Raw genomic sequence first — 21,862 nt, 5'->3', positions numbered from 1 at the left:
TGACTACTCGTCCAAAATCCAGGTGTCTTTGGTGCCGCCGCCCTGGCTCGAATTCACCACGAGGGAGCCTTCCTTCAGCGCCACGCGCGTCAGCCCGCCCGGCACGATCGTCGTGCTCTTGCTGCCGGTGAGCACGAACGGCCGCAGGTCGACATGGCGCGGCGCAAGGCCCGAGGCCGTGCAGGTCGGGCAGGTCGAAAGCGCCAGCGTCGGCTGCGCGATGAAGCCTTCCGGCTCCCGCTTGAGCTTTTCGCGGAACGCCTCGATCGTGGCCTTGGTCGCGGCGGGGCCGATCAGCATGCCGTAACCGCCGGAGCCGTGCACCTCCTTGACCACGAGCTCGCCGAGATGATCGAGCACATAGGCGAGATCTTTCGGCTCGCGGCAGCGCCAGGTCTGCACGTTCTTCAGGATAGGCTCCTCGCCGAGATAGAATCTCAGGATGTCGGGCATGTAGGAGTAGATCGCCTTGTCGTCGGCGATGCCGGTGCCCACCGCGTTGGCGAGGGTGATGTTGCCGGCGGCATAGGCCGACATCAGCCCGGGCACGCCGAGCGCCGAATCGGGACGGAAGGTGAGGGGATCGAGGAAATCATCGTCGACGCGGCGGTAGATCACGTCGACCCGCTTCACGCCCTCGGTCGTTCGCATGAAGACTTCGTTGTTCTTGACGATGAGGTCGCGGCCCTCGACCAGTTCGATGCCGAGCTTGTCGGCAAGGAAGGAATGTTCGTAGTAGGCGGAGTTGTAGACACCCGGTGTCAACAGGGCGACCGTCGGCTCGCCCGAGGCGCTCTGCGGCGCGACCGAGCGGAGCGCGGCGAGCAACTCGTCGGGATAGCGCTCGACCGGCGCCACCCGGTGCCGGGCGAACAGATCGGGAAACAACCGCATCATGATCTCGCGGTTTTCCAGCATGTAGGACACGCCGGATGGCGTGCGCGCATTGTCCTCCAGCACGATGAAGTCGTTGGCATCGACCCTGATGACATCGATGCCGGCGATGTGCACGTAGACGTCGTGCGGTACCTGCTGGCCGTTCATCTCGGGACGAAAGACCGGGTTCTGGAAGATCAGATCGTCGGGTACGATCTCGGCGCGGAGGATGTCACGGCCGTGATAGATGTCGCGCAGGAACATGTTCAGCGCCTTGACGCGCTGCTTCAGTCCCTTTTCCAGCACCGTCCATTCCTTGCCGGACATGATCCGCGGGATCACGTCGAACGGGATCAGGCGCTCGGTGGATTCCGAATCCCCGTAGACCGCGAAGGTAATGCCGATGCGGCGGAACAGGAGCTCGGCCTCCTGGCGGCGATATTCGAGCGCCTCGGGAGGCGTCTCCTCGAGCCAGCGTGCCAGCTCCTGATAGGCGGGGCGAAGGTCCCCGCCGGGAATATTCATTTCATCAAACGCGACTGCCATAGATGCCGACTGTTCTCCTTGGCCATGCGGCAAGAGTGCATGACTTTCATGTGGTAGCAAGGGGCGGGCCAGCGCGATAAGCATGGACCAGCAGCATTTGTCGGGGATGGCTGGCGGCCTGCCTGAAAAAATGGCTGAGGACTGCTTATTTCGGCAGCAAAACCGCGTGACTTCAACGCGTTACCTCGGCAAAGTCGGGACCAGAGGTGAGGGACTTAAGGTATGAGCGAGATCGTCACGGCGGGCATTCTGGTCATCGGGGATGAAATCCTGTCCGGCCGGACCAAGGACAAGAATATCGGCTTCATCGCCGAATATTTGACCAATATCGGCATCGACCTGAAGGAAGTCCGGGTCGTCTCCGACGACGAGTCCGACATCATCGCCGCGTTGGATGCACTGCGGCATCGCTACACCTACGTGTTCACCACCGGCGGCATCGGGCCGACCCATGACGACATCACCGCCGACAGCGTGGCCAAGGCGTTCGGCGTCGGCATCGACCATCATCCCGAAGTGGTCGCACGTTTCAAGGAGCGCTGGAGCGAGCAGGACCTCAACGAGGCCCGCCTGCGCATGGCCCGCATCCCCGATGGCGCCGAGCTGATCCAGAGCGCGACCATCCTCGCGCCTGGCTTCAAGATCGGCAATGTCATCGTCATGGCGGGTGTGCCCTCGATCATGCAGGCGATGATGGACATCGTCTCGCCGAAGCTGAAATCGGGCGTGCGCATGCTCTCGGAATCGGTCCGCGCCAATGCGCGGGAGGGCGACATCGGCAGCCCCTTGCGCGCGATCGCCGCCGCCCATCCCGACACCATCATCGGCAGCTATCCTTTCATGGACGAGGAGCAGAAGCCAAACACCAATCTGGTGGTGCGCTCGCGCGACGCGGACAAGCTCGCAGCAGCGATGGCGGCGGTGAAGGACATGCTGGCGGGATTGAACATCACGCGCTAGCAACCTAGCTGCCGACGCACGAAGCAGGAGACGATAATGGCTGGTGAAACACCGCAATTGAGCGCAGAGGAACGGGCAGGCCGGCCCTTTCCCGTGTCGTGGGATCAGTTCCACCGGGATTGCCGGGCGCTGACCTGGCGGCTCAACGAGGTCGGTCCGTTCCATGCGGTGATCGCGATCACCCGCGGCGGCCTGGTACCGGCCGCGATCGTGGCGCGCGAACTCGGGGTGCGCGTGATCGATACCGTCTGCATCGCCAGCTACGATCATGACAAGCAGGGCGAGCTTCAGGTCCTCAAGGGCATTTCAGAACAGGCAATGAAGCTCGGCGGCGGGACCGGCAAGGGACTGTTGATCGTCGACGACCTCGTCGACACCGGCAAGACCGGCAAGCTGGTGCGCGAGATGCTGCCTGACGCGCATTTCGCCACCGTCTACGCCAAGCCGAAGGGGCGCCCGCTGGTCGACACCTTCATCACGGAGGTCTCGCAGGACACCTGGATCTTCTTCCCCTGGGATACCGCGCTGTCCTACCACCCGCCGCTGCGCGAGGGCGCGGCGTGATCAAACGCGAATGGCGAATAGTGAATGGCCAATAGCAGTCCCTCCACTCGCAATTCGCCATTCGCTACTCGCCCCCTGCAAAACCGCGTCACGCCGACCGGCGAGATCATCGCTACGCCACACCGTGGCATGTTCACCGGCAATCGCGGCATCATCCATGATCCGGCGACCAGGACCCTGCTGAACAAGCGCTGGTCGTCGCCGGCCTGGATCACCTGCCTGTGCCAATTCCGGGGATGGCGACGTCCGGTAATGGCGCGGCAGAGCTGGACCGAACTGTTCTTTCTCGATGAGGCCACCGCCTTTGCGGCCGGCCATCGGCCCTGCTTCTTCTGCCGACGCGACGATGCCAAGCGCTTTCGCGCGGCGTGGGAGAAGGGAAACGACGAGAGCGGCATCAGCGCGAAGGCGATGGACGCTGTCCTGCATCGTGAGCGGCTGGATCGTGGCAAGAAACGGCTGCACGCGCTTCCGGTGCCGCTCGCGGAATTGCCCGACGGCACGATGGTGCAGCAGGGCGAGCAGAGCTTTCTCGTGATGCAAGGCGCGGCGTGGCTCTGGTCATTTGCGGGCTACGTGCCGCATACGGGCGTCCTCGATCACCCGATGTTGCTGACGCCGCCGTCGACACTGCGCACTCTGAATGCGGGCTATCAAGCCGTGCTGCATCCGAGCGCGCTATCGTAGCGATGGTCGGATTGGCCGCTACCCCAGCTTCTCGCGCGCCAGCGCGGCGCCGGCGCCCAGCGCCATCAGCTTGGCTTCGGCGATCTCGCGCCGCATCGGCGCCATGCCGCAATTGGTGGTGGCGATGATGTTGCTCTTGGGTACGAATTTCGAGACGGCGTCGATCACCTGCACGACGTCCTCTGCCGTCTCGACCGTATCGCTGGCGACATCGATCACGCCGGCCTGTACGATTTTATTCTTGAGCAGCGCGAGCAGATCGAGGGGCACCTTCGAATTGCGGCACTCGATCGCGACCTGCTGGATCGGACTGGCGTCGATTGCCGGGAAGATCTGCTCGTATTGCCGCCATTGGGCGCCGAGCGTTTGCTTCCAGTCGGTGTTGGCCTTGATGCCGTAGCCGTAGCAGATGTGCACGGCGGTGGCGCAAGTGAGCCCCTGCGCCGCGCGCTCCAGCGCCTTGATGCCCCAGTCGTTGACCTCGTCCATGTAGACGTTGAAGGCGGGCTCGTCGAACTGCACGAGATCGACGCCGTCGGCCTGCAGCGCCCTGGCTTCCTCGTTCAACAGCTCGGCGAAGGCAAAGGCCATCTTGACGCGGTCGCCATAATGGCGGTCCGCAATCGTGTCGATGATGGTCATCGGACCGGGCAGGGTGAATTTCAGCTTCTTCTTGGTGTGCGTGCGCGCCACGCGGGCCTCGTCAGCATGGATGCGGCCCTTCAGCCGGAGCGGAGCGATCACCTGCGGCACCATCGCCTTGTAGCGGTCCTTGCGGATGCCCATCTCGACCTTGTGCGCGAAGTCGATGCCCTCGATCTTCTCGAGAAAACCGTGGACGAAATGCTGCCGGGCCTGCTCGCCTTCGGTGACGATGTCGACGCCGGCGTCTTCCTGGATCTTCAGCCAGATCAGCGTCGCATCGCGCTTGGCACGCAGCAGCTCGTCGCCTTCCGACTTCCAGGGTGCCCAGAGCATGTTGGGCTCGGCGAGCCATTCCGGCTTCGGCAAGGAGCCGGCGATGGTCGTTGGAAACAGCATGGGTCCCTCCCGGCGGGTTGTGATTGCGCCTCTGTCTGCCATGTCTTAACGTCGAGGTACAGAACAACGAAAGTCGGCCTCTATTCCAGCGGCGATGACAGGGAAGGCAGGCGGGGGCGCGATCGGAAAACTCGTGAAAGTGCTGTTGGACGAGGAATCACGCAAGATCGTGTTCGGCCAGCGTGCGAAGGACGTGTTGGGAAGGACGCAGGCCTCCGCTCTCTCCCCGTCATTGCGAGCGAAGCAATCCAGACTGCTTCTGCGGAAAGACTCTTCATTGCTTCGTCGCTTCGCTCCTCGCAATGACGGGTGAGAGGGCGGGCCGACAAACAAGGGAAACGCCATGATCGAATTTTTCTTCGACTGCTCCAGTCCCTGGACCTATCTCGCCTTCCACAACATCCAGCCGCTCGCCAAGGAGCTCGGCTCCGAGATCGTCTGGCGGCCGATCCTCGTCGGCGGCATCTTCAACACGGTCAACCCGAGCGTCTACGCGCAGCGCGAGACGCCGGTGCCGCTGAAGGCGCGCTACATGAAGAAGGACCTCGCCGATTGGGCGCGCTCCGCCGGACTCGCCATCAAGATGCCGCCGACGGTGTTTCCGGTGAACAGCGTCAAGGCGATGCGCGGCTGCATCTGGCTCGGCAAGGACATGGTGCCGTTCGCGACATCGGTGTTCGAGGCCTATTGGGGCGGCGACGAGGACATCTCGCAGGATGCGGTGCTCGCGGAGATCTGCAAGAAGGCCGGCATCGACGAGCAGAAATTCTTTGCCGGAATCTCGCAGCAGGCCATCAAGGATCAGCTCAAGGCCAACACGGAGGAGGTAGTCGCGCGCGGCGGGTTCGGCTCGCCGACGATTTTTGTCAACAAGACCGACATGTATTTCGGCAATGACCGTCTGCCGCTGATCCGCGAGGCGCTGCTGCGCAGCAAGGCGAGCGCGGCCTGATGGCACGTGCTGTCGTCTGCCGCGCGCTCGGCGTACCCGAAACGTTGCGGTTGGAAGAGTTTCCGTCGCGTGCCCTGAATGCGGGCGAAGTTCGTGTCGCAATTCGTGCCGCCGGCCTTAATTTTCCTGACGTGCTGATGGCCGCGGGCGACTATCAGCTCAAGCCGGAGTTGCCGTTCACGCCCGGCATGGAAGCTGCCGGCGACGTGACCGAGGTCGGCGCGGAGGCGAGGGGCGTTTCCGTCGGCGACAAGGTCATCGTCAAGATGCGCCACGGCGCCTTCACGGACGAGGCGGTCGTCACGCCGGCGCAGCTGACGCCGTTGCCATCAACGTTCGATTACGCCGAGGGGGCGACCTATCTCGCCGGCCACGGCACCGCCTATCATGCGCTGATCGATCGCGGCCGGGTGGAGCCGGGCGAGGTGCTGCTGGTGCATGGCGCCGGCGGCGGGGTTGGCCTTGCTGCGGTGGAGATCGGCAAGATGCTCGGTGCGACCGTGATCGCGACCGCGTCCAGTGACGAGAAGCTGGCGATCGCGAAATCACGCGGCGCCGATCATCTCGTGCGTTACGACCGCGAGCCGTTTCGCGATGCCGTCAAGCGCATCACCGAGGGCCGCGGCGCCGACGTGGTGTTCGATCCCGTCGGCGGCGAGGTCTTCGAGAACTCGATGCGCTGCATCGCCTGGGGCGCAAGGCTGCTGGTGATCGGTTTCACCGGCGGCATCGGCTCCGCCAAGACCAACCTGCTGTTGATCAAAGGCGCCAGCGTGCTCGGCGTGCGCGCCGGCGAAGCCGTGCGGAGAAATCCCGCGCTTGGCGAAGTGCGCCTCAAGGCGCTGCTGCAATGGGCGGAGGAAGGCAAGCTGCGGCCGAACATCTCGCACCGGCTGCCGCTGCAAGATTGCGCCAAGGCGATGCGGCTGTTGCTCGACCGCAAGGCGATCGGGCGCGTGGCGTTGGTGATGGACTAAGAACTGTAGGGTGGGTTAGCCCTGCAGATGCGCGAAGTGCATCTACCGACACCGGCGCGGTCTTGGTCGCAAACTCCTTGGCGAGGGCGCGCGCGGTCGGCAAGAGATCATCGGGCGCGACGACCTTGCTGACGAGCCGGCCGGCGAGGGCCTCCTGCGCCGGGAAGACGCGGCCCGAATAGCACCATTCCAGTGCCTGCGAGATGCCGACGATGCGCGGCAGGAACCAGCTCGAGGCCGCCTCCGGCACGATGCCGCGCTGGGAGAACACGAAGCCGAAGCGCGCGGCATCCGACGCGATGCGGATGTCCATCGCAAGCTGCATGGTGACGCCGATGCCGACGGCGGGGCCGTTCACCGCGGCGATGACGGGCTTGAGGCATTTGAAGATCCGCAAGGTGACCTGGCCCCCGCCGTCGCGCACCTGCGGATCGCTGTAGTCGACCTTGCCGTCGGCGAAACGCTTGATGGGCCCGCGCCGCGCGTCGCGATCGAACGTGTCGGCGCCCGAGGAAAGATCCGCACCTGCGCAAAACCCGCGCCCTGCGCCTGTGACGATGATGGCGCGGACATTGTCGTCCTTGTCGGCGGCGTCGAACGCGTCGATCAATTCGGCCTGCATCTGCGCATTGAAGGCGTTGAGCTTGTCGGGCCGGTTCAGCGTGATGGTGAGGATCTGCTCGGCGACCTCGTATTTGATCGTCTGATACGCCATGGGTGGTTTCCTTCCCTGTCATTCTTGAATCAATTCTGTCATTGCCGGGCTTGACCCGGCAATCCTCTTTTTCTGAAGACGCTGGATGCGCGGGTCGAGCCCGCGCATGACGAATTGTGCGGAGGCGCTAGATGGTCGCCTGATGCGCCGGCGGCTTCGGCCAAGGCCGCTGCGCGCCGCGCAGGCCCTCGAACGCCTTGGCCATGCCGAGCACGCCGATATCATCGAAACGGCGGCCGACGATCTGGACGCCGATCGGAAAACCCGTGGCATCGAAGCCGCCATTGAGGGAGATGGCGGGGTTCTCCGACATATTCCACGGGACGGTATAGCAGATGTGCTCGAACGGCCTCATCGGATCGTTGGTGGGCGACGCCCATTCCGCCGCATAATTCACATTCGGGGCGGTCGGCGAGATCACGTAATCGAGCTCGCAGAACAGCTTTGACGCAGCCGCGCGGATCGCCATGGTCTGGTTGAAGCCGCGGATCACCTCGACGCCCGACAGCTTCGCGCCCGATGCGCCCCACCTGTAAATATAAGGCAGCACCTTGGCCTGTTCGGCCGGCGTCAGCTTCGTCAGATCGTCCCACATCCGCGCGCGCCAGAAATTGTCGAGGCCGTCGAGCATCTCGCGCGTGAGGATGCCGTCGACTTCGGTGACGACGCTGCCTGCGGATTCGAACGCCTTCGCGGCTTTCACCGCGACCTCGCGGACCGGCCTTTCCGCCGGCAGGCCGACGCCGGCGTCGAGCATCAGGCCGATCCGCAATTTGCGTGGAGATTTTTCCAACCCCTTCCAGTTGAGCGGTTCTGCGGGAAGGCTCATGCCATCGCGCCGGTCAGGCTTCGCGATCACGCTCATCATCAGCGCGCAATCATCGACCGTACGGGTCATGGGGCCGGCGACGCGGCCGACATAGGTGGGGTCGATCGGCACGCGGCCGAAGCTCGGCTTCAGGCCGACGAGGCCGCACCAAGCCGCGGGCAGGCGCACTGAGCCGCCAATGTCCGTGCCGAGATGCAGGGGACCATAGCCGGCCGCCCCAGCTGCGCCTGCACCGGCGCTGGAGCCGCCGGGGTTCTTGGACAGATCCCACGGATTGCGCGCGAGCGCATGGAACGAGGAGAGACCCGAGGACAGCATGCCGTAATCGGGCATGGTGGTCTTGGCGAAGATGATCGCCCCTGCCTCACGCAGCCGGGCCGCGGGCGGTGCGTCCTTCTCGGCGGGCACGAGCTTGACGCTCGCAGCGCCCAGCGGCACCGGCACGCCCTTGGTCGCGATATTGTCCTTTACCGTGACCGGCACGCCGTCGAGCGGGCCGCAAGGCTCGCCGCCGGACCAGCGCGCGGTCGAGGCCTTGGCGACCTCGCGCGCGCCGTCAGGATCGAACGCGTAGAGCGCCTTCAGATGCGGCTCCCACGCCGCGACATGCGCGAGCAAATCCTCCAGCACCTCGCTCGGCGAGAACTGTTTTGCCCGATAGCCCGCGATCAGATCGACCGCGGAGAGATCGTGCAGCGAGGTGACTGCATCTTCGACGCTCGGTTTCTGCATTGCTAACCCACCGGCATGCGCGTTTCGATGATCCGGGCGAACATGCTGGCGCCGATCGGCAGGATCTTGTCGTCGAGCACGAAGCCGGGATTGTGCACGGGCACCGAGCCGTCATGTCCGACCCAGAAATAGGCGCCGGGAATGGTCTCCAGCATGTCGGCGAAATCCTCGCTGCCCATCTTCGGCTGGGTGCGGGTAATCACCTTGGCGGGATCGACGACGGTGCGCGCGACCTCCTCGACGACCTTGGACTGCTCGACCTGATTGACCAGCACGTTGAAGGTGTCGCGGATGTCGACGTCGATCACGCAATTGTAGGCGCTGGCGATGCCGGCGCAGATGGTGCGGATGCGTTCGCTGACGAGGGTGCGGACGTCCTTCGAGAAGGTGCGGATGGTGCCGCACAGATGCGCGTCGCCGGGGATGACGTTGTAGGCGGAGCCCGCATGGATCTGGGTGATCGACACCACGGCTGCCTGCAGCGGCTCGACGTTGCGGCTGACGATGGTCTGGATCGCCTGCGCCAGCGTGGTTGCGATGATCACAGCGTCCTTGGAGCGCTCGGGCATCGCGCCATGTGCGCCATAACCGGTGATGCGGAGGTCGAAGAAGTCGGCGCTGGCCATGGCCGGGCCCGGCAGGATGGCGATCTCGCCGTGATTCAAGTCAGGCGCGTTATGCAAGCCGTAAAGCTCGTCGCACGGAAACTTCTCGAACAGGCCGTCCTTGATCATGGCGCGGGCGCCGCCGAGGCCTTCCTCGGCCGGTTGGAAGATCAGGTGCACGGTGCCGTCGAAGTTCCGGGTCTCGGCGAGGTAACGTGCAGTGCCGAGCAGCATGGTGGTGTGGCCGTCATGGCCGCAGCCGTGGAAGCGGCCGGGGATCTTCGAACTCCATTTCAGATTGGTGTTCTCCTCCATCGGCAGCGCGTCCATGTCGGCGCGCAGGCCGATGCGCTTGCTACCGGAACCCTTTCCCTTGATAACGCCTATCACGCCGGTGCCGCCGAGACCGCGATGCACCTCGATGCCCCAGCTCGTCAGCTTCTCGGCGACGATGCCTGACGTGCGGACCTCCTCGAAGCCGATCTCGGGATGGGCGTGCAGGTCGCGCCTGATGGCGGTGAGTTCGTCGGCGTAGCCGTCGATGCGGTCGATGGTGGGCATGTGTCCTGTCCGGTTAGCGTGAAGGGGGCGTGAAAACGGGGCCGTTCGGCTTGATGCGGATGCCGGGACGCAGGCGCGTCCAGGGCAGTGACGCGGTATCGGCCGGCATCGCACCCGGCGCGGCGCAGATCATCAGCTTCTCCGCGATCGGCTCGAAATCGGCGCGGAAGTGCACCGAGCTCTTGTTGACCAGAATTTTTTCTTTCGTCGGCTCGATCCCGACATAGCGATACATCGCCTGGTCGGCGAGCTGGGCCTTGTGAGAACTCACGACCACGCGGACGTCGCCGATGCGCAGGCACGCTGACGGGCCCATCTCCATCTCGCGGCCGCCAAAATAGGGCCCGGGGGCAATGAAACGGCCATCGGAGAGTTGTTCGACGACGAAGCTCTCGGTGTAGGGCTCGTCACCGGGAATGCCTGATTTGCCGCCGAGTGAGAGTGTGATTGTAGCGCCGACACCCGCCGCATGCGCGGCCTTGGCCGAGACGGGATCGTAGATCGCGCCGGTCGCCGCGCTCGCCCCGTTGCGCACCAGCGCGCGCAGCATGCCCGTGGTGTCGGAATCGCCGCCTGCACCGGGATTGTCCTGGGTGTCGGCGATGATGATCGGCTTGCTCGCGCTCTTCGCAAGTTCCATGGCGTGGCGCACGCCGTCGTCGGGAGTCCAGATCTTGCCGTCGAAATCGTCCTCGTGGCTTTCGATCAGCTTGACGAGCGCATCAGCGGCGCGGTCGGCGTCGTCCTGCGTCTTGCCATAGGCGAACACGCTCGGTCCGCAGTCGCGGAAATCGGCGGCGGGAAAGCCCGGCGCGAAGGACAACGTCGGAACCGTATCGCTCTCCAGCGCTGCCAATTTTTCGTAGATGCCCTTGGCAGGGAAGTCATTGGTGCATTGCCAGCTGATCGCGATCAGGAATGGCAACTGCCGGAACGATTTTGCGAAGCGTTCCGTCGTCTTCGGGAGCAGCGCGAGGTGCCTTGCCGAGGCGCGGCCGGTCTCGGCCATGTCGACATGCGGATAGGTGCGGTAGGCGATCAGCGCATCGGCATGCTCCATCATCGCCGGGGTGACGTTGGCGTGCAGGTCGAGGCTCGCGACCAGCGGAATGTTCTTGCCGATGACGCGGCGTACCCGCGCCAAAATCTCGCCTTCGCCGTCGTCGAGATGCTCGGTCACCATGGCGCCGTGCAGATCGAGATAAACAGCGTCGATCGGGCCGGCTGCTTTGATGCCGTCCACCATCACCTTCACGATGCGCTCGAAGGCGTCTTTGGTGACGTGCGCGGACGGACTTGCACCGCAGGCAATGGTCGGAATGAGTTCCCAGCCGTTTGCTTCGGCGCTGTCGACGAAACCGGCGAGGCCGACATTGATGCGCCGCATCACCTTCAGCACGTCGGGTCCTACGGTCATCGCCGGCCAGCCGCCGCCATGCTGGAAGTCCGCGAAGGTCGCCTTCGTCGGAGCGAAGGTGTTGGTCTCGTGCAGGAAGCCGCCGACGGCGATACGTGTCATCAATGCTGGTCCGGTCAAATGGTGGCGCGACGTTACCCGCCTTTGCGGCAAGAGCAAGCAAGCCAGACAGTCGCGCCGCGCATGGCCTCAAGCCGTTTTCGGAATGCTTGCCGCGTACACCTCGTTGCGAGCGCAGCGAAGCAGTCCAGAGTCTTTCGGCGGAGGGATTCTGGATTGCTTCGCTGCTCGCAATGACGAGGGGAGGGATTTACGCGCTCGCTCCCATACCCTCCGACACCGGCCGGAAATTCGCAAAGTCCCAGTTGCGCCCCGGTGCCGCATCCAGCAGCGCTTTGGTGTAGGCCTGCTGCGGATGCGTCAGCACCTCGGCGGCCGGTCCCTGTTCGACGACGCGGCCGTGCTGCATCACCACCACCTCGTCGCAGATTTGTGCGGCGACGCGCAGATCGTGGGTGATGAACAGGATGGCGATGCCGAGCCGCTTCTGGATCTCGTCGAGCAGATCCAGCACCTGCGCTTGCACGGAGACATCGAGCGCGGAGACCGCTTCGTCCGCGACCAGCACGTCCGGGTCGAGAGCGAGCGCGCGCGCAATGGCGATGCGCTGGCGCTGGCCGCCGGAGAACTGGTGCGGATAGCGCGACACGGCATCGGCCGGCAGGCCGACGAGCTCGAGCAACTCGCGCGCCCGCTTCATCGCAGCAGCGGGCGAGGTGCCGTAATTGATCGGGCCTTCCGCGATGCTGTCGCCGACGGTGATGCGCGGGTTGAGCGAACGGTAGGGATCCTGGAACACGATCTGGATCTTCTGCCGGTGCGGCTGCAGCAGACGACGCGAGATGTCGGCGATCTCGCGACCGGCGAGGCGGACGCCGCCGGAGGTCGGATCGATCAGACGGACGATGCAGCGCGCGACGGTGGACTTGCCCGAGCCGCTCTCGCCGACGATGCCGAGCGTGCGACCCTTGCGCAGCGTCAGCGTCACCCTGTCGGCGGCAATGACCTCGCGTCCCTGGCCGAAGAACGCGCGCTCCTTGTAGATCTTGCTGAGGTCGTTGGCCTCGAGCACCACAGGCTCCTTGCTCTCCTGGCGCGGTGGCCGCGGCACCAGGCTCGGCACCGAGGCGAGCAGGTTGCGGGTGTATTCCATCGTGGGATTGCGCAACACGGTCTCGAGCGGACCGGTTTCGACCAGCCGGCCCTGTCGCATCACCGCGACGCGGTCGGCGATTTCCGCCACCACGCCCATGTCGTGGGTGATGAACAGCACGGCCGTGCCATGATCGCGCTGGAGCTCGCGGATCAGGGACAGGATCTGCTTCTGCGTGGTGACGTCGAGCGCGGTGGTTGGCTCATCCGCGATCAAGAGCTTCGGCTCCAGCACCAGGGCCATCGCGATCATGATGCGCTGGCGCTGGCCGCCGGAGAGGCGGTGCGGGTAGGAGGCGAAGATGCGCTCGACCTGGGGCAGGTGCACCTGCTCCATCATGTCGAGGATGCGCTTCTTCCGTGCCTTGCCGTCGAGCTTGGTGTGGGCGCGCAGGACCTCGTCGATCTGGCGGCCGACCGGCACCACCGGATTGAGCGCAGTCATCGGCTCCTGGAAGATCATCGCCATCCTGGTTGCGCGCAGCTGGCGTAGGCGGCGATCGGTCGCGGTGAGGATTTCCTCGCCGACGAGCTTGACGCTGCCGCCTGATGGAACCAGTGTGCCCTTCGGCAGCAAGCCCATCGTAGTCAGCGAAGTCACCGATTTGCCCGAACCGCTTTCGCCGACGAGGCACAGCGTCTCGCCTTCGCGCGCCTGGATCGAGATGCCGTCGATGATCTTTGGCGCGCCCGGCTTCTTGCCGACGGCGACGACGAGGTTGTGAATGTCGAGAACGACGTCTTTGGTCATGCGAGATCTCCAACGTCGTTCCGGGGCGCGCGGAAGCGCGAACCCGGAACCTCGAGATTCCGGGTTCGGTGCTCCGCACCGCCCCGGAATGACGGAGTAAAGGGTTTCATTTGCCCTCCCGCTGCTTCATGCGGGGATCGAGGGCATCGCGAGCGGCGTCGCCGATCAGGTTGATGCTGAGGATGGCGATTGAGAGCAAAAGGCCCGGCCAGAAGATCAGCGTCGGCTTGAGTTGAAAATACTGGCGGCCCTCGGCCATGATGTTGCCCCAGGTGGGCGTCTCCGGCGAGATGCCGGCGCCGAGGAAGGACAGGATCGCCTCGGTGAGGATCGCCGACGCGCAGACATAGGTGCCCTGGACGATCATCGGCGCGATCGTGTTTGGCATCAGGTGCCGCCACATGATTTTCGGCAGGCTGGAGCCGACAGAGATTGCGGCTTCGACGTAAGGCTCTTCGCGCGCGGACAGCACCACCGAGCGCACCAGGCGCGCCACGCGCGGGATTTCAGGAATGGTGATCGCGACCAGCACGGTCCAGATGCTGGCGCCCGACAGCGACACCACGGCGATCGCGAGCAGAATGCTCGGCATCGCCATCAGGCCGTCCATGACGCGCATCATCACGGAATCGATCAGCTTGAAGAAGCCCGAGACGAGGCCGATCGCGAGCCCAATGACGACCGACAGAACCGCCGAGCCGATGCCGATCAGCAGCGAGATGCGGCCGCCATAGATGACCCGCGACAACAGGTCTCGGCCATAGGCGTCGGTGCCGAGCAGGAACTGCGCCGAGGCCGGCTTGAGCCGCTGCGACGGCGCGAGCTGAATCGGATCGTACGGCGCGATCAGCGGCGCCAGGATCGAGATCAGCACGATCAGCGCGAGCAGGATCGTGGCCGCCGCGATGATCGGCGTCGAGGTGAGAAAGCCGAAGCGGGGCCGCAGCGGCGACGTGATCGGGATGGAGGACTGGGGGAGGCTGTCGACGGTCATTTTGTTGTTGTCCCTAGCCTCAGTACCTGATCCGGGGATCGAGCAGCGTGTAGGCGACGTCGATCAGCAGATTGACGACGACGTAAATCAGCGAGGTCAAGAGGATCATCGCCTGGATCACCGGATAGTCCCGCGCCAGCACCGCATCCACGGTGAGACGGCCGATGCCGGGGATGTTGAACACGCTTTCGGTGACGACGACGCCGGAGATCAGCAGCGCAAAGCCGGTGCCGATCACGGTGATCACGGGCACGGCGGCATTGCGCAGCGCGTGCCGCATCATCACCGCGACCTCGTTGATGCCTTTGGCGCGCGCCGTCCGCACGTAGTCTTCGCCGAGCACGTCGAGCATCGCCGCGCGGGTCATGCGCGCGATCAGCGCGATGTAGATGAAGGAGAGCGCACAGGTCGGCAGGATGATGCGCTCGAAGAACGGGCCGAAGCCGGCCGAGAGGCTCTTGAAGCCCTGCACCGGCACCCAGCGCAGATCGATCGCAAACACCTCGATCAGGACATAGCCGACCACGAACACCGGCACCGAGAAGCCGAGCACGGAAAGTCCCATCACGAAGCGGTCGATCCAGGTGCCGTGCTTCCAGGCCGCGATGACGCCCAAGGGCACGGCCACGATGACCGCGAGGATGATGGTCGAGAGCGCGATCGAGATCGACGGCTCGACGCGCTGGCCAATCATCTTCATGACCGGCAGGTTGGAGATCAGCGACGTTCCGAGATCGCCATGCAGCAGCTTGTTCACCCAGGTGATGAACTGCACGATCAGGGGCTCGTTGAGGCCGAGCGAGGTGCGGATGCGCTCGAGCCGTTCCGGCGTCGCGTTGTCGCCGGCGAGGATCGCGGCGGGATCGCCCGGCGTCAGCCGCAGCAGCAGGAACACAAACAGCGCGACGACGCCCATCACGGGCACCGCGGCGAAGATTCGGCGAATGAGATATCCGAGCAAGCTGGATCCGTCAGATGAGAGTCAAATCGTCGGCAGCGGGCGTTGTCCGTTCTGCCACCAACCTAACATTTCAGCAATTCCCGTGCCATCCAGCCGGAACTCCGTATGCTCGTCATGCCCGGCTTGCCGTCACTCCAGCGTCGCGAGCAGCCCCGCCATCAGCCGGCCACGCTCAACGAGACTCTCGACCTCGATATACTCTTCCAGCGTGTGGGCATTGCCTCCGCGCACGCCGAGGCCGTCGAGCGTCGGGATGCCCATCGCGCCGGTGAAATTGCCGTCTGAGCCGCCACCGGAGCTCGCATGCGGTAATTCCGCGCCGAGAGATTTGGCGACGCCGCGCGCCTTTTCATACAGCGCCATCGTGCCGGCATCCGGTTCCCACACCGGCCGCGTCACCCCGCGCGTCACGCTGAACGTGATGTCATTCGCGGTGCCCGATAGTGCCAGCATGCGCTCCACGCCACGGTCGAGATCGGCCTGGCGCTTCGCCATCGACAGCGCTTCGCCGGTGGCTGTCGTGGCAACGCAGTTGACCCATTGGCCGCCATGCACGATTCCGACGGAGAAGGTGCAGTCCTCCGTGGTCATCGCGTCGATCGCGAGGATTTGCCGCGCCATTTCGCGGATGGCCGAGCGTCCGGCCGACAGCGTTGCGCCCGCGTGACTCGGCCGTCCCGTCGCCTCCAAATTGAATCGCGCGATGGCGTAACGTCCGGTGGTGACGCCGTTGTCGGCGCGGCCAGGCTCGGGCACCAGCACATATTTGTTGCGCGCCGCTTCCGCCTCGATGATGTCGCGTGTCGAGGGCGTGCCGACTTCCTCGTCCGGCGTGAACAGGATGGTGATCGGCAGGGGCGTGGTGAAAGACGCCCGCGCAAGTTGCCGGATCGCTTCGAGCGCGAGATAGTTGCCGCCTTTCATGTCGTAGATGCCGGGGCCGTAACACTTGTTGCCTTCGCGCCGCCATTTCAGCTTCTCGATCGTGCCGACCGGGTGCACGGTATCCATGTGGCCGGCGATCAGGATGCCCGGCTCGCCTTGTCTGGGATGCGGGAAACGCGCGCGGATGACGCCGCCAAAGCCCTGACGGCCGGCGATGCGCTCGATGGTCGCACCCATGATCGCCATGTCCCGCGCCGCGATATCGAGCATGCGGTTAACGGCACCGGCGTCCCATGTCGGGCTCTCGCATTCCACCCACTTGCGCAGGCCTTGGAGCATGGCCTCGGAATCGAAGGGAAGATCGGCTGGATTCATCTGAATGTCTCTCAGGCTTGAAGATGGAATGCGCATTGCATCAGCGTCGGCAGGACAAGCGGGGAGAGTTGTAGAGCCAAACCGATCCTTGTGGAGCCCGTGCGTGCGACGCCGGGGCTTGCACTGAAACCGGATTGACGCGCTCAAGACTGTCTGCAAGTCTCGGAAAGATAAAGGCATTGCATGAGGTTGGTTCGCCCAAAGAACGAACCTGATGCTCAATCATTAACCTGCCTTTGAACAGTTTCACGTCAGGAGAAACTTTCTATGTTGAGCTTGATGCGCCGGGGGCGTCGCGCGTTCGCCTCCACCCTTGCACTGTCGGTGGTCGCGCTCGCAACGGCGATGGCATCGCCGGTGTTCGCGGCAGGCCAAACCATCACCGCGGTGATGCATTCGGATTTGCGCATCATCGATCCGATCTTCACCACCGCCTACATCACGCGTGATCATGGCTACATGGTGTATGACACGCTGATCGCGACGGATTCGAACTTCAAGATCCAGCCGCAGATGGCGGACTGGAAGATCTCCGACGACAAGCTCACCTATACGTTCACGCTGCGCGACGGCCTGAAGTGGCATGACGGCACGCCGGTGACGGCCGAGGATTGCGTCGCCTCGCTGAAGCGCTGGGCCGCGGTCGACGGCATGGGCCAGCAGATGATGCAGTTCACTGCGAGCATCGAGGCGACCGACGCCAAGACCATCACGCTGAAGCTGAAGGAGCCCTACGGTCTCGTGCTGGAGTCCATTGGAAAACCCTCTTCGCGCGTGGCTTTCATGATGCCGAAGCGCCTCGCCGAGACGCCGCCGGACAAGCAGATCCCCGAACAGATCGGCTCGGGCCCGTTCAAGTTCGTGCAGGGTGAATTCCAGCCCGGCGTGAAGGCGGTCTATGAAAAGAACACCGACTACGTGCCGCGCAAGGAGCCGGCGAGCTGGACTGCCGGCGGCAAGCTCGTGAAGGTAGACCGGGTCGAGTGGATCACCATGCCGGACTCGCAGACTGCGGTGAACGCGCTGCAATCCGGCGACATCGACTTCATGGAAGTGCCGCCGTGGGATCTCTTGCCGGTGCTCGAGGGCAATCCCGACCTCAAGGTCGAGACGCTGAACAAGTTCGGTTACCAGACGCTCGGCCGCATGAACTTCCTCTATCCGCCGTTCGATAACCAGAAGATCCGCCGCGCCGCCCTTCTGGCCATGAACCAGAAGGACGTGCTCGACGCGCTCGTCGGCAATCCCAAGTACTACAAGATCTGCGGCGCCTTCTTCATCTGCGACACGCCGTTCGCGACCGAGGTCGGCTCCGAATCGCTGGTCAAGGGCAACGGCATGGCGGAAGCCAAGAAGCTGCTCGCCGAGTCCGGCTATGACGGCACGCCCGTTGTCGTCATGGTGCCCGGCGACGTCGTGACGCTGAAGGCGCAGCCGACGGTCGCGGTGCAGCTGCTCCGCGAGGCCGGCTTCAAGGTCGACGCGCAGGCGACCGACTGGCAGACGGTGGTGAGCCGCAGAGCCAGCCAGAAGCCGCCGAAGGAGGGCGGCTGGAACATGTTCTTCACTAACTGGGTCAGCGCCGACGTGTCCAACCCGATCGCGAATCTCTCGATCGGCGGCCAGGGCAAGAAGGGCGGCTGGTTCGGCTGGGCGGAAGACGCCAAGATCGAGAAACTCAAGAACGACTTCGTCCGCGCGGCCTCGCTCGACGATCAGAAGAAGATCGCGACCGACATCCAGAAGGAAGCCTACGACCAGGTGATCTACATCCCGCTCGGGCAGTACCTGGCGCCGAGCGCGTGGCGGAAGTCGCTCACCGGCGTGCTCGACGGCCCGGCGACCCCGATCTTCTGGAACATCGAGAAATCGGAGTAAGGCAAGTCGGAACTAAGGAAAGTCGGAACTAAGGAAAGTCGGACGACGGAACGGTGCGTCTGCACCTTTCCTCTCTGATATCCGCGGCGCCGCTGTGATCAGCGGCGCCGTTTTCTTTTGCCGCTGTCTCGTCAAACGAGGCGCGGCCTTTAACGCTTCCAGTTTCCAATCATTGCTAATTGTTTCTGATCTGAAATAGATGGTATGCCCCGGACATGACTTTCCTCCCGTCGATTTGAAGCAGTTGCCAGTCGATTTCGCATTCCAGGCGATGGCCGAGCGGTCGGACCGCGCGCCGGCCCGCTGGCGCCGTCCGCTGCTGCGCTGGCTCGACGGCGTGGAGGCGGGCTGGGCCGTGCCGCTTCTGATTGCGAGCTTCGTTGCGGTTTGGACTCTGTATCTCGCCGTCGCCTATGCCGGCGGCGGCCTGCACCCTGATACGCTCGAGGCCTGGACGCTGGGACGCAATTTCGCCTTCGGCTATCACAAGCATCCGCCTTTGATGGGCTGGGCCGCAGCAAGCTGGACCTTCCTGTTCCCGCTCAGCGATTTCTCGCTGCAGCTCATGGCGATGGTCAATGCGGGGCTCGCGCTGTTCTTCGTCGATTGCGTGGCGCGGCAATTCGTCACCGGGCACAAGCGCATCCTGGTGCTGCTGCTTCTGATGCTGACGCCGGTCTATCAGTTCCACGCCCAGCGATTCAATGCCAACACCGTGCTGCTCGCGGTCTGGCCGCTTGCCACGTGGTGCTTCCTGCGCGCCTTCGAGACTCGCCATGCGGGATGGGCGATTGCGGCCGGATGCACCGCGGCGCTCGCCATGGTCGGAAAATACTATTCGGTCTTCCTGGTGGCGAGCTTTGGATTCGCCGCGCTCGCGCATCCGGCGCGTCGCGCCTATTTCAGCTCGGCCTCACCCTGGATTTCGGCCGCAACTGGGCTTGCGGTGCTGTCGCCGCACATCTATTGGCTCGCGACCACCGGCGCGTCGACCTTCAGCTACGCGCTGGCCCATGCCAATGGCGATACCGTGAGCTCGCTCGGCGACGTGAAGAACTTTCTGCTGGGCCTCATTGCGGCCATCAGCGTCGCCGCCGTCATCTGGGTGTTCATCGCGGGCTCGCGGCTCAGACAGCTTCCGGCTGACTTCGCCGCGATGAGCCCGGGCCTTTGGCTTCTGTTCTATGTCGCCATCGGAACCATCATCCTGCCGATCCTGACATCGCTTGCGATGGGCACGGATCTGCCCTCGCTGTGGGCCTTGCAGGGATTGTTCCTGTTCGTCGTGCTGATCGTTTGCGGCGCCCGCTTTCAGGTGGAGCGCTTCTACACGGTCAACGTCACGGTCATTGCGGCAGGCGTCGCGCTCGTCGCGGTCCTGGTCGCAGCACCCATCCACGCCGTCTATCGCAATATCCACGGTTACGAGGAGGGGCGGAATTTTTACGCGCAAGCCGCAAGCGAGCTCACCCGGCAATGGCACGAACTGACGGGCGAGCCCCTCAGTGCGGTCAGCGGCGACGATTCACTTGCTTTCGCCACGGCCTTCTACAGTCCGGATCATCCGCATTATGCACGGCCGTTCGCGCATCAATATGATTGGGGACTGCCGCGCAAGGCCACGCTCGGTCGCGGTTGGGCCGCACTCTGTTTCGAGGGCCAGGACGATTGCAGCCGCTGGATGGACTCCGTGTCCTCACGCGCCGGCAATTCTGTCAGGCGCGAATTTACCGTACAGGCCTCACTTTGGGGCCGGTCCGGGGTGAAGCGTAATGTCATTGTGCTGATGGTGCCGCCCGACGCATCACCCGAGAGTGCCGCGCAGGACCTCAGTGCCAGCAAGCGCAGCCTTAATTAGAGCCTGTCTCTCAGCAATGGCTGTCGCGGACCCGCTCGAGACCTTCGCTCGCAAAAGGCGGGTTGACCGCCGCTTGTTCGGCGCGCCTCGCCACAGGTTCGGTGCGCTGCGGGTTCGACTCGTGACGTTCGTCGCGCTGTTCCAATTCCATGTGAAGCCGCCTCTCGAATTGCTGCAGGACAACATCGATCGGCGCACGAAGTTCCTCACACGATGGGGCGGTGCTGCGGCTTGAACAGCCGCCCCTTCTCCACCACCAGCACGATCGCGACCGCGGCAAGCGTCGATAGGAAGAAGCCGACCGAGAACGGCAGCAGCGTGCCGTCGAAGCTCTGGCCGATCGCCGTTCCGACCACGATGCCGATCAGCGTGGTGATCGAACCGTAGAGCGAGGAGGCGGTGCCGGCGATGTGACCCTGCGGCTCCATCGCGAGCGCAGTGAAATTGGCGACCATCATGCCGAACGAGAACATCATCAGGGCCGACAGCACCATGAACAGGGACAACGGCAAGATGCCGAGGATTTCAGTCAGCAGCATTGCGGCCGCGACCAGAGTGTAGAGCGTCAGCGCGCCATGCGAGATCACGCGCATGCCGAGCCGCCCGACCAGCTTTGCATTGATGAAGCCGGCAAGCGCGGTGCCAGCCGCGATCGCGGCAAAGGCGAGCGGGAAATAGTGACCGAGATGATAGATGCCGGTGAACACCTGCTGCGCCGAGAAGACGTAGGCGAACAGCGCGCCGATGACGCAGCCGGCCGCGGTTGCATAGCCGATGGTCTGGCGGTGGGTGACGGTCTGCCGGAAGGCCGAGAGCACGTCGGCGGGCGCGAGCGACCGGCGTTCCCGTGGGGGAAGGGTTTCAGGCAGCCGCAGCACGCTCCATGCCAGTGCGAGCAAGCCGTAGAGCATCAGCACGAGGAAGATGCCGCGCCATGGCGTGACCAGCAGCACCGCCTGTCCGAACGAGGGCGCGATCACAGGCACGGCAATGAACACCATCATCGCAAGCGACATCACGCTTGCCATGCGACGTCCGGCATAGCAGTCGCGCACGATCGAGGTCGCGATCACGCGCGTTGCCGAGGTGCCCAGGCCCTGCAGCGCACGGGCGAGCAGCAGGGTCTCGAACGAGGGCGCCGCGACCGCCAGCACGCTTGCGACCACGTAGACTGCCATGCCGCCGAGCAGCACCGGCCGTCGCCCGAACCGGTCCGACAGCGGGCCCATGACGAACTGCCCCGCGCCGAAGCCGATCAGGAAGGTCGACAGCACGAGCTGGAGATGGTTGGCATTGGGAATGTCGAAGGCCGCCCCGATATTGGGCAGCGCCGGCAGCATCATGTCCATCGCAAGCGGATTCAGCGCCATGATGGACGCGATCACGATGACGAATTCGGGAAAACCCATGGGGCGGTGTCCGGCGGACACCCAATCGTCGGCATTGACGTCGGACAAGCAGCTCACCTCTGATTTCAGAGGGCATA

17 protein-coding genes and 1 pseudogene are annotated in these 21,862 nt (G+C 64.2%); 7 read left to right on the top strand and 11 right to left on the bottom strand.

Annotated features, from left to right (window positions below):
* Positions 1 to 3 precede the first annotated feature (3 nt).
* Entirely contained in the window at positions 4 to 1,422 is a 1,419-nt protein-coding gene (locus BM222_RS12950) for a circularly permuted type 2 ATP-grasp protein (protein WP_092228625.1), read from the bottom strand.
* A 222-nt stretch (positions 1,423 to 1,644) separates the two neighbouring features.
* Here BM222_RS12950 and BM222_RS12945 point away from each other — a divergent pair, with 222 nt between their 5' ends.
* Genes BM222_RS12945 through BM222_RS12935 form a run of 3 tightly spaced genes read left to right on the top strand, consistent with a single transcriptional unit; the run spans position 1,645 to position 3,633 of the window.
* Positions 1,645 to 2,382 carry a competence/damage-inducible protein A gene (locus BM222_RS12945; RefSeq protein ID WP_092228624.1) on the top strand — a complete coding sequence of 246 codons (738 nt, stop codon included), beginning with the start codon at positions 1,645 to 1,647 and terminating at the stop codon, positions 2,380 to 2,382.
* Between the two features lie 36 nt (positions 2,383 to 2,418).
* Positions 2,419 to 2,946 (top strand): xanthine phosphoribosyltransferase, encoded by a 528-nt coding sequence (gene gpt / locus BM222_RS12940; protein WP_092228623.1) that lies wholly within the window; start codon positions 2,419 to 2,421, stop codon positions 2,944 to 2,946.
* A gap of 24 nt (positions 2,947 to 2,970) precedes the next feature.
* Positions 2,971 to 3,633: a hypothetical protein gene (locus BM222_RS12935; RefSeq protein ID WP_092228622.1), complete on the top strand. Its 663-nt coding sequence runs from the start codon at positions 2,971 to 2,973 to the stop codon at positions 3,631 to 3,633.
* Positions 3,634 to 3,651: 18 nt separating this feature from the next.
* On the opposite strand, the gene BM222_RS12930 is transcribed toward BM222_RS12935, so the two are convergent.
* Positions 3,652 to 4,674, bottom strand: coding sequence for a methionine synthase (locus BM222_RS12930; protein ID WP_092228621.1), 1,023 nt, complete (start codon positions 4,672 to 4,674; stop codon positions 3,652 to 3,654).
* Positions 4,675 to 5,017: 343 nt separating this feature from the next.
* Between BM222_RS12930 and BM222_RS12925 the strand changes: the two genes are divergently transcribed.
* Together BM222_RS12925 and BM222_RS12920 are read left to right on the top strand one after the other, a co-directional pair.
* Complete coding sequence (locus BM222_RS12925) at positions 5,018 to 5,626, top strand: 2-hydroxychromene-2-carboxylate isomerase (protein WP_092228620.1); 609 nt, start codon at positions 5,018 to 5,020, stop codon at positions 5,624 to 5,626.
* Positions 5,626 to 6,531 (top strand): annotated as a pseudogene (locus BM222_RS12920) (NADPH:quinone oxidoreductase family protein); the annotation flags it as partial. The gene BM222_RS12925 and the pseudogene BM222_RS12920, both read left to right, overlap by 1 nt.
* On the opposite strand, the gene BM222_RS12915 reads toward BM222_RS12920, so the two are convergent.
* From BM222_RS12915 to BM222_RS12880, 8 genes are all read right to left on the bottom strand, one after another.
* Entirely contained in the window at positions 6,461 to 7,318 is an 858-nt protein-coding gene (locus BM222_RS12915) for an enoyl-CoA hydratase-related protein (RefSeq protein ID WP_349509853.1), read from the bottom strand. The pseudogene BM222_RS12920 and the gene BM222_RS12915 overlap by 71 nt on opposite strands.
* 127 nt (positions 7,319 to 7,445) lie before the next feature.
* Positions 7,446 to 8,879: an amidase gene (locus BM222_RS12910; RefSeq protein ID WP_092228618.1), complete on the bottom strand. Its 1,434-nt coding sequence runs from the start codon at positions 8,877 to 8,879 to the stop codon at positions 7,446 to 7,448.
* 2 nt (positions 8,880 to 8,881) lie between these two features.
* On the bottom strand, positions 8,882 to 10,045 hold the full coding sequence (locus tag BM222_RS12905) for a M20 aminoacylase family protein (protein WP_092228617.1): 1,164 nt from the start codon (positions 10,043 to 10,045) through the stop codon (positions 8,882 to 8,884).
* 13 nt (positions 10,046 to 10,058) lie between these two features.
* The gene (locus BM222_RS12900; RefSeq protein WP_092228616.1) at positions 10,059 to 11,564 is read right to left on the bottom strand and encodes a M81 family metallopeptidase; all 1,506 of its coding nucleotides are present in this window, start codon (positions 11,562 to 11,564) and stop codon (positions 10,059 to 10,061) included.
* Positions 11,565 to 11,772: 208 nt separating this feature from the next.
* Positions 11,773 to 13,425 (bottom strand): ABC transporter ATP-binding protein, encoded by a 1,653-nt coding sequence (locus BM222_RS12895; RefSeq protein WP_092228615.1) that lies wholly within the window; start codon positions 13,423 to 13,425, stop codon positions 11,773 to 11,775.
* Between the two features lie 106 nt (positions 13,426 to 13,531).
* Positions 13,532 to 14,419 carry an ABC transporter permease gene (locus BM222_RS12890; protein WP_092228614.1) on the bottom strand — a complete coding sequence of 296 codons (888 nt, stop codon included), beginning with the start codon at positions 14,417 to 14,419 and terminating at the stop codon, positions 13,532 to 13,534.
* Between the two features lie 19 nt (positions 14,420 to 14,438).
* Positions 14,439 to 15,380, bottom strand: a complete 942-nt coding sequence (locus BM222_RS12885) for an ABC transporter permease (protein ID WP_177243180.1) — start codon at positions 15,378 to 15,380, stop codon at positions 14,439 to 14,441.
* Between the two features lie 129 nt (positions 15,381 to 15,509).
* Positions 15,510 to 16,640: a M20/M25/M40 family metallo-hydrolase gene (locus BM222_RS12880; RefSeq protein ID WP_092228613.1), complete on the bottom strand. Its 1,131-nt coding sequence runs from the start codon at positions 16,638 to 16,640 to the stop codon at positions 15,510 to 15,512.
* A 267-nt stretch (positions 16,641 to 16,907) separates the two neighbouring features.
* Between BM222_RS12880 and BM222_RS12875 the strand changes: the two genes are divergently transcribed.
* Both BM222_RS12875 and BM222_RS12870 read left to right on the top strand, forming a co-directional pair.
* Positions 16,908 to 18,518: an ABC transporter substrate-binding protein gene (locus tag BM222_RS12875; protein WP_092228612.1), complete on the top strand. Its 1,611-nt coding sequence runs from the start codon at positions 16,908 to 16,910 to the stop codon at positions 18,516 to 18,518.
* Positions 18,519 to 18,789: 271 nt separating this feature from the next.
* A complete protein-coding gene (locus BM222_RS12870) occupies positions 18,790 to 20,376 on the top strand; it encodes a glycosyltransferase family 39 protein (RefSeq protein WP_177243183.1) in 1,587 nt (528 codons plus the stop codon).
* 206 nt (positions 20,377 to 20,582) lie between these two features.
* Here BM222_RS12870 and BM222_RS12865 read toward each other — a convergent pair whose 3' ends face one another.
* Entirely contained in the window at positions 20,583 to 21,833 is a 1,251-nt protein-coding gene (locus BM222_RS12865) for a multidrug effflux MFS transporter (protein ID WP_092228610.1), read from the bottom strand.
* Positions 21,834 to 21,862 lie beyond the last annotated feature (29 nt).

Source organism: Bradyrhizobium sp. Gha (assembly GCF_900113735.1).
GTDB lineage: Bacteria > Pseudomonadota > Alphaproteobacteria > Rhizobiales > Xanthobacteraceae > Bradyrhizobium.
The sequence above is the reverse complement of the archived record's forward strand: the minus strand, read 5'-3'. Positions and strand labels throughout refer to the sequence as shown.

What these genes read in the sequence shown, in the direction of transcription:
- BM222_RS12950 (WP_092228625.1), bottom strand. Translation starts at nt 1,422, where the DNA reads ATGGCAGTCGCGTTTGATGAAATGAATATTCCCGGCGGGGACCTTCGC.
- BM222_RS12945 (WP_092228624.1), top strand. Translation starts at nt 1,645, where the DNA reads ATGAGCGAGATCGTCACGGCGGGCATTCTGGTCATCGGGGATGAAATC.
- gpt (WP_092228623.1), top strand. Translation starts at nt 2,419, where the DNA reads ATGGCTGGTGAAACACCGCAATTGAGCGCAGAGGAACGGGCAGGCCGG.
- BM222_RS12935 (WP_092228622.1), top strand. Translation starts at nt 2,971, where the DNA reads ATGGCCAATAGCAGTCCCTCCACTCGCAATTCGCCATTCGCTACTCGC.
- BM222_RS12930 (WP_092228621.1), bottom strand. Translation starts at nt 4,674, where the DNA reads ATGCTGTTTCCAACGACCATCGCCGGCTCCTTGCCGAAGCCGGAATGG.
- BM222_RS12925 (WP_092228620.1), top strand. Translation starts at nt 5,018, where the DNA reads ATGATCGAATTTTTCTTCGACTGCTCCAGTCCCTGGACCTATCTCGCC.
- BM222_RS12915 (WP_349509853.1), bottom strand. Translation starts at nt 7,318, where the DNA reads ATGGCGTATCAGACGATCAAATACGAGGTCGCCGAGCAGATCCTCACC.
- BM222_RS12910 (WP_092228618.1), bottom strand. Translation starts at nt 8,879, where the DNA reads ATGCAGAAACCGAGCGTCGAAGATGCAGTCACCTCGCTGCACGATCTC.
- BM222_RS12905 (WP_092228617.1), bottom strand. Translation starts at nt 10,045, where the DNA reads ATGCCCACCATCGACCGCATCGACGGCTACGCCGACGAACTCACCGCC.
- BM222_RS12900 (WP_092228616.1), bottom strand. Translation starts at nt 11,564, where the DNA reads ATGACACGTATCGCCGTCGGCGGCTTCCTGCACGAGACCAACACCTTC.
- BM222_RS12895 (WP_092228615.1), bottom strand. Translation starts at nt 13,425, where the DNA reads ATGACCAAAGACGTCGTTCTCGACATTCACAACCTCGTCGTCGCCGTC.
- BM222_RS12890 (WP_092228614.1), bottom strand. Translation starts at nt 14,419, where the DNA reads ATGACCGTCGACAGCCTCCCCCAGTCCTCCATCCCGATCACGTCGCCG.
- BM222_RS12880 (WP_092228613.1), bottom strand. Translation starts at nt 16,640, where the DNA reads ATGAATCCAGCCGATCTTCCCTTCGATTCCGAGGCCATGCTCCAAGGC.
- BM222_RS12875 (WP_092228612.1), top strand. Translation starts at nt 16,908, where the DNA reads ATGTTGAGCTTGATGCGCCGGGGGCGTCGCGCGTTCGCCTCCACCCTT.
- BM222_RS12870 (WP_177243183.1), top strand. Translation starts at nt 18,790, where the DNA reads ATGGCCGAGCGGTCGGACCGCGCGCCGGCCCGCTGGCGCCGTCCGCTG.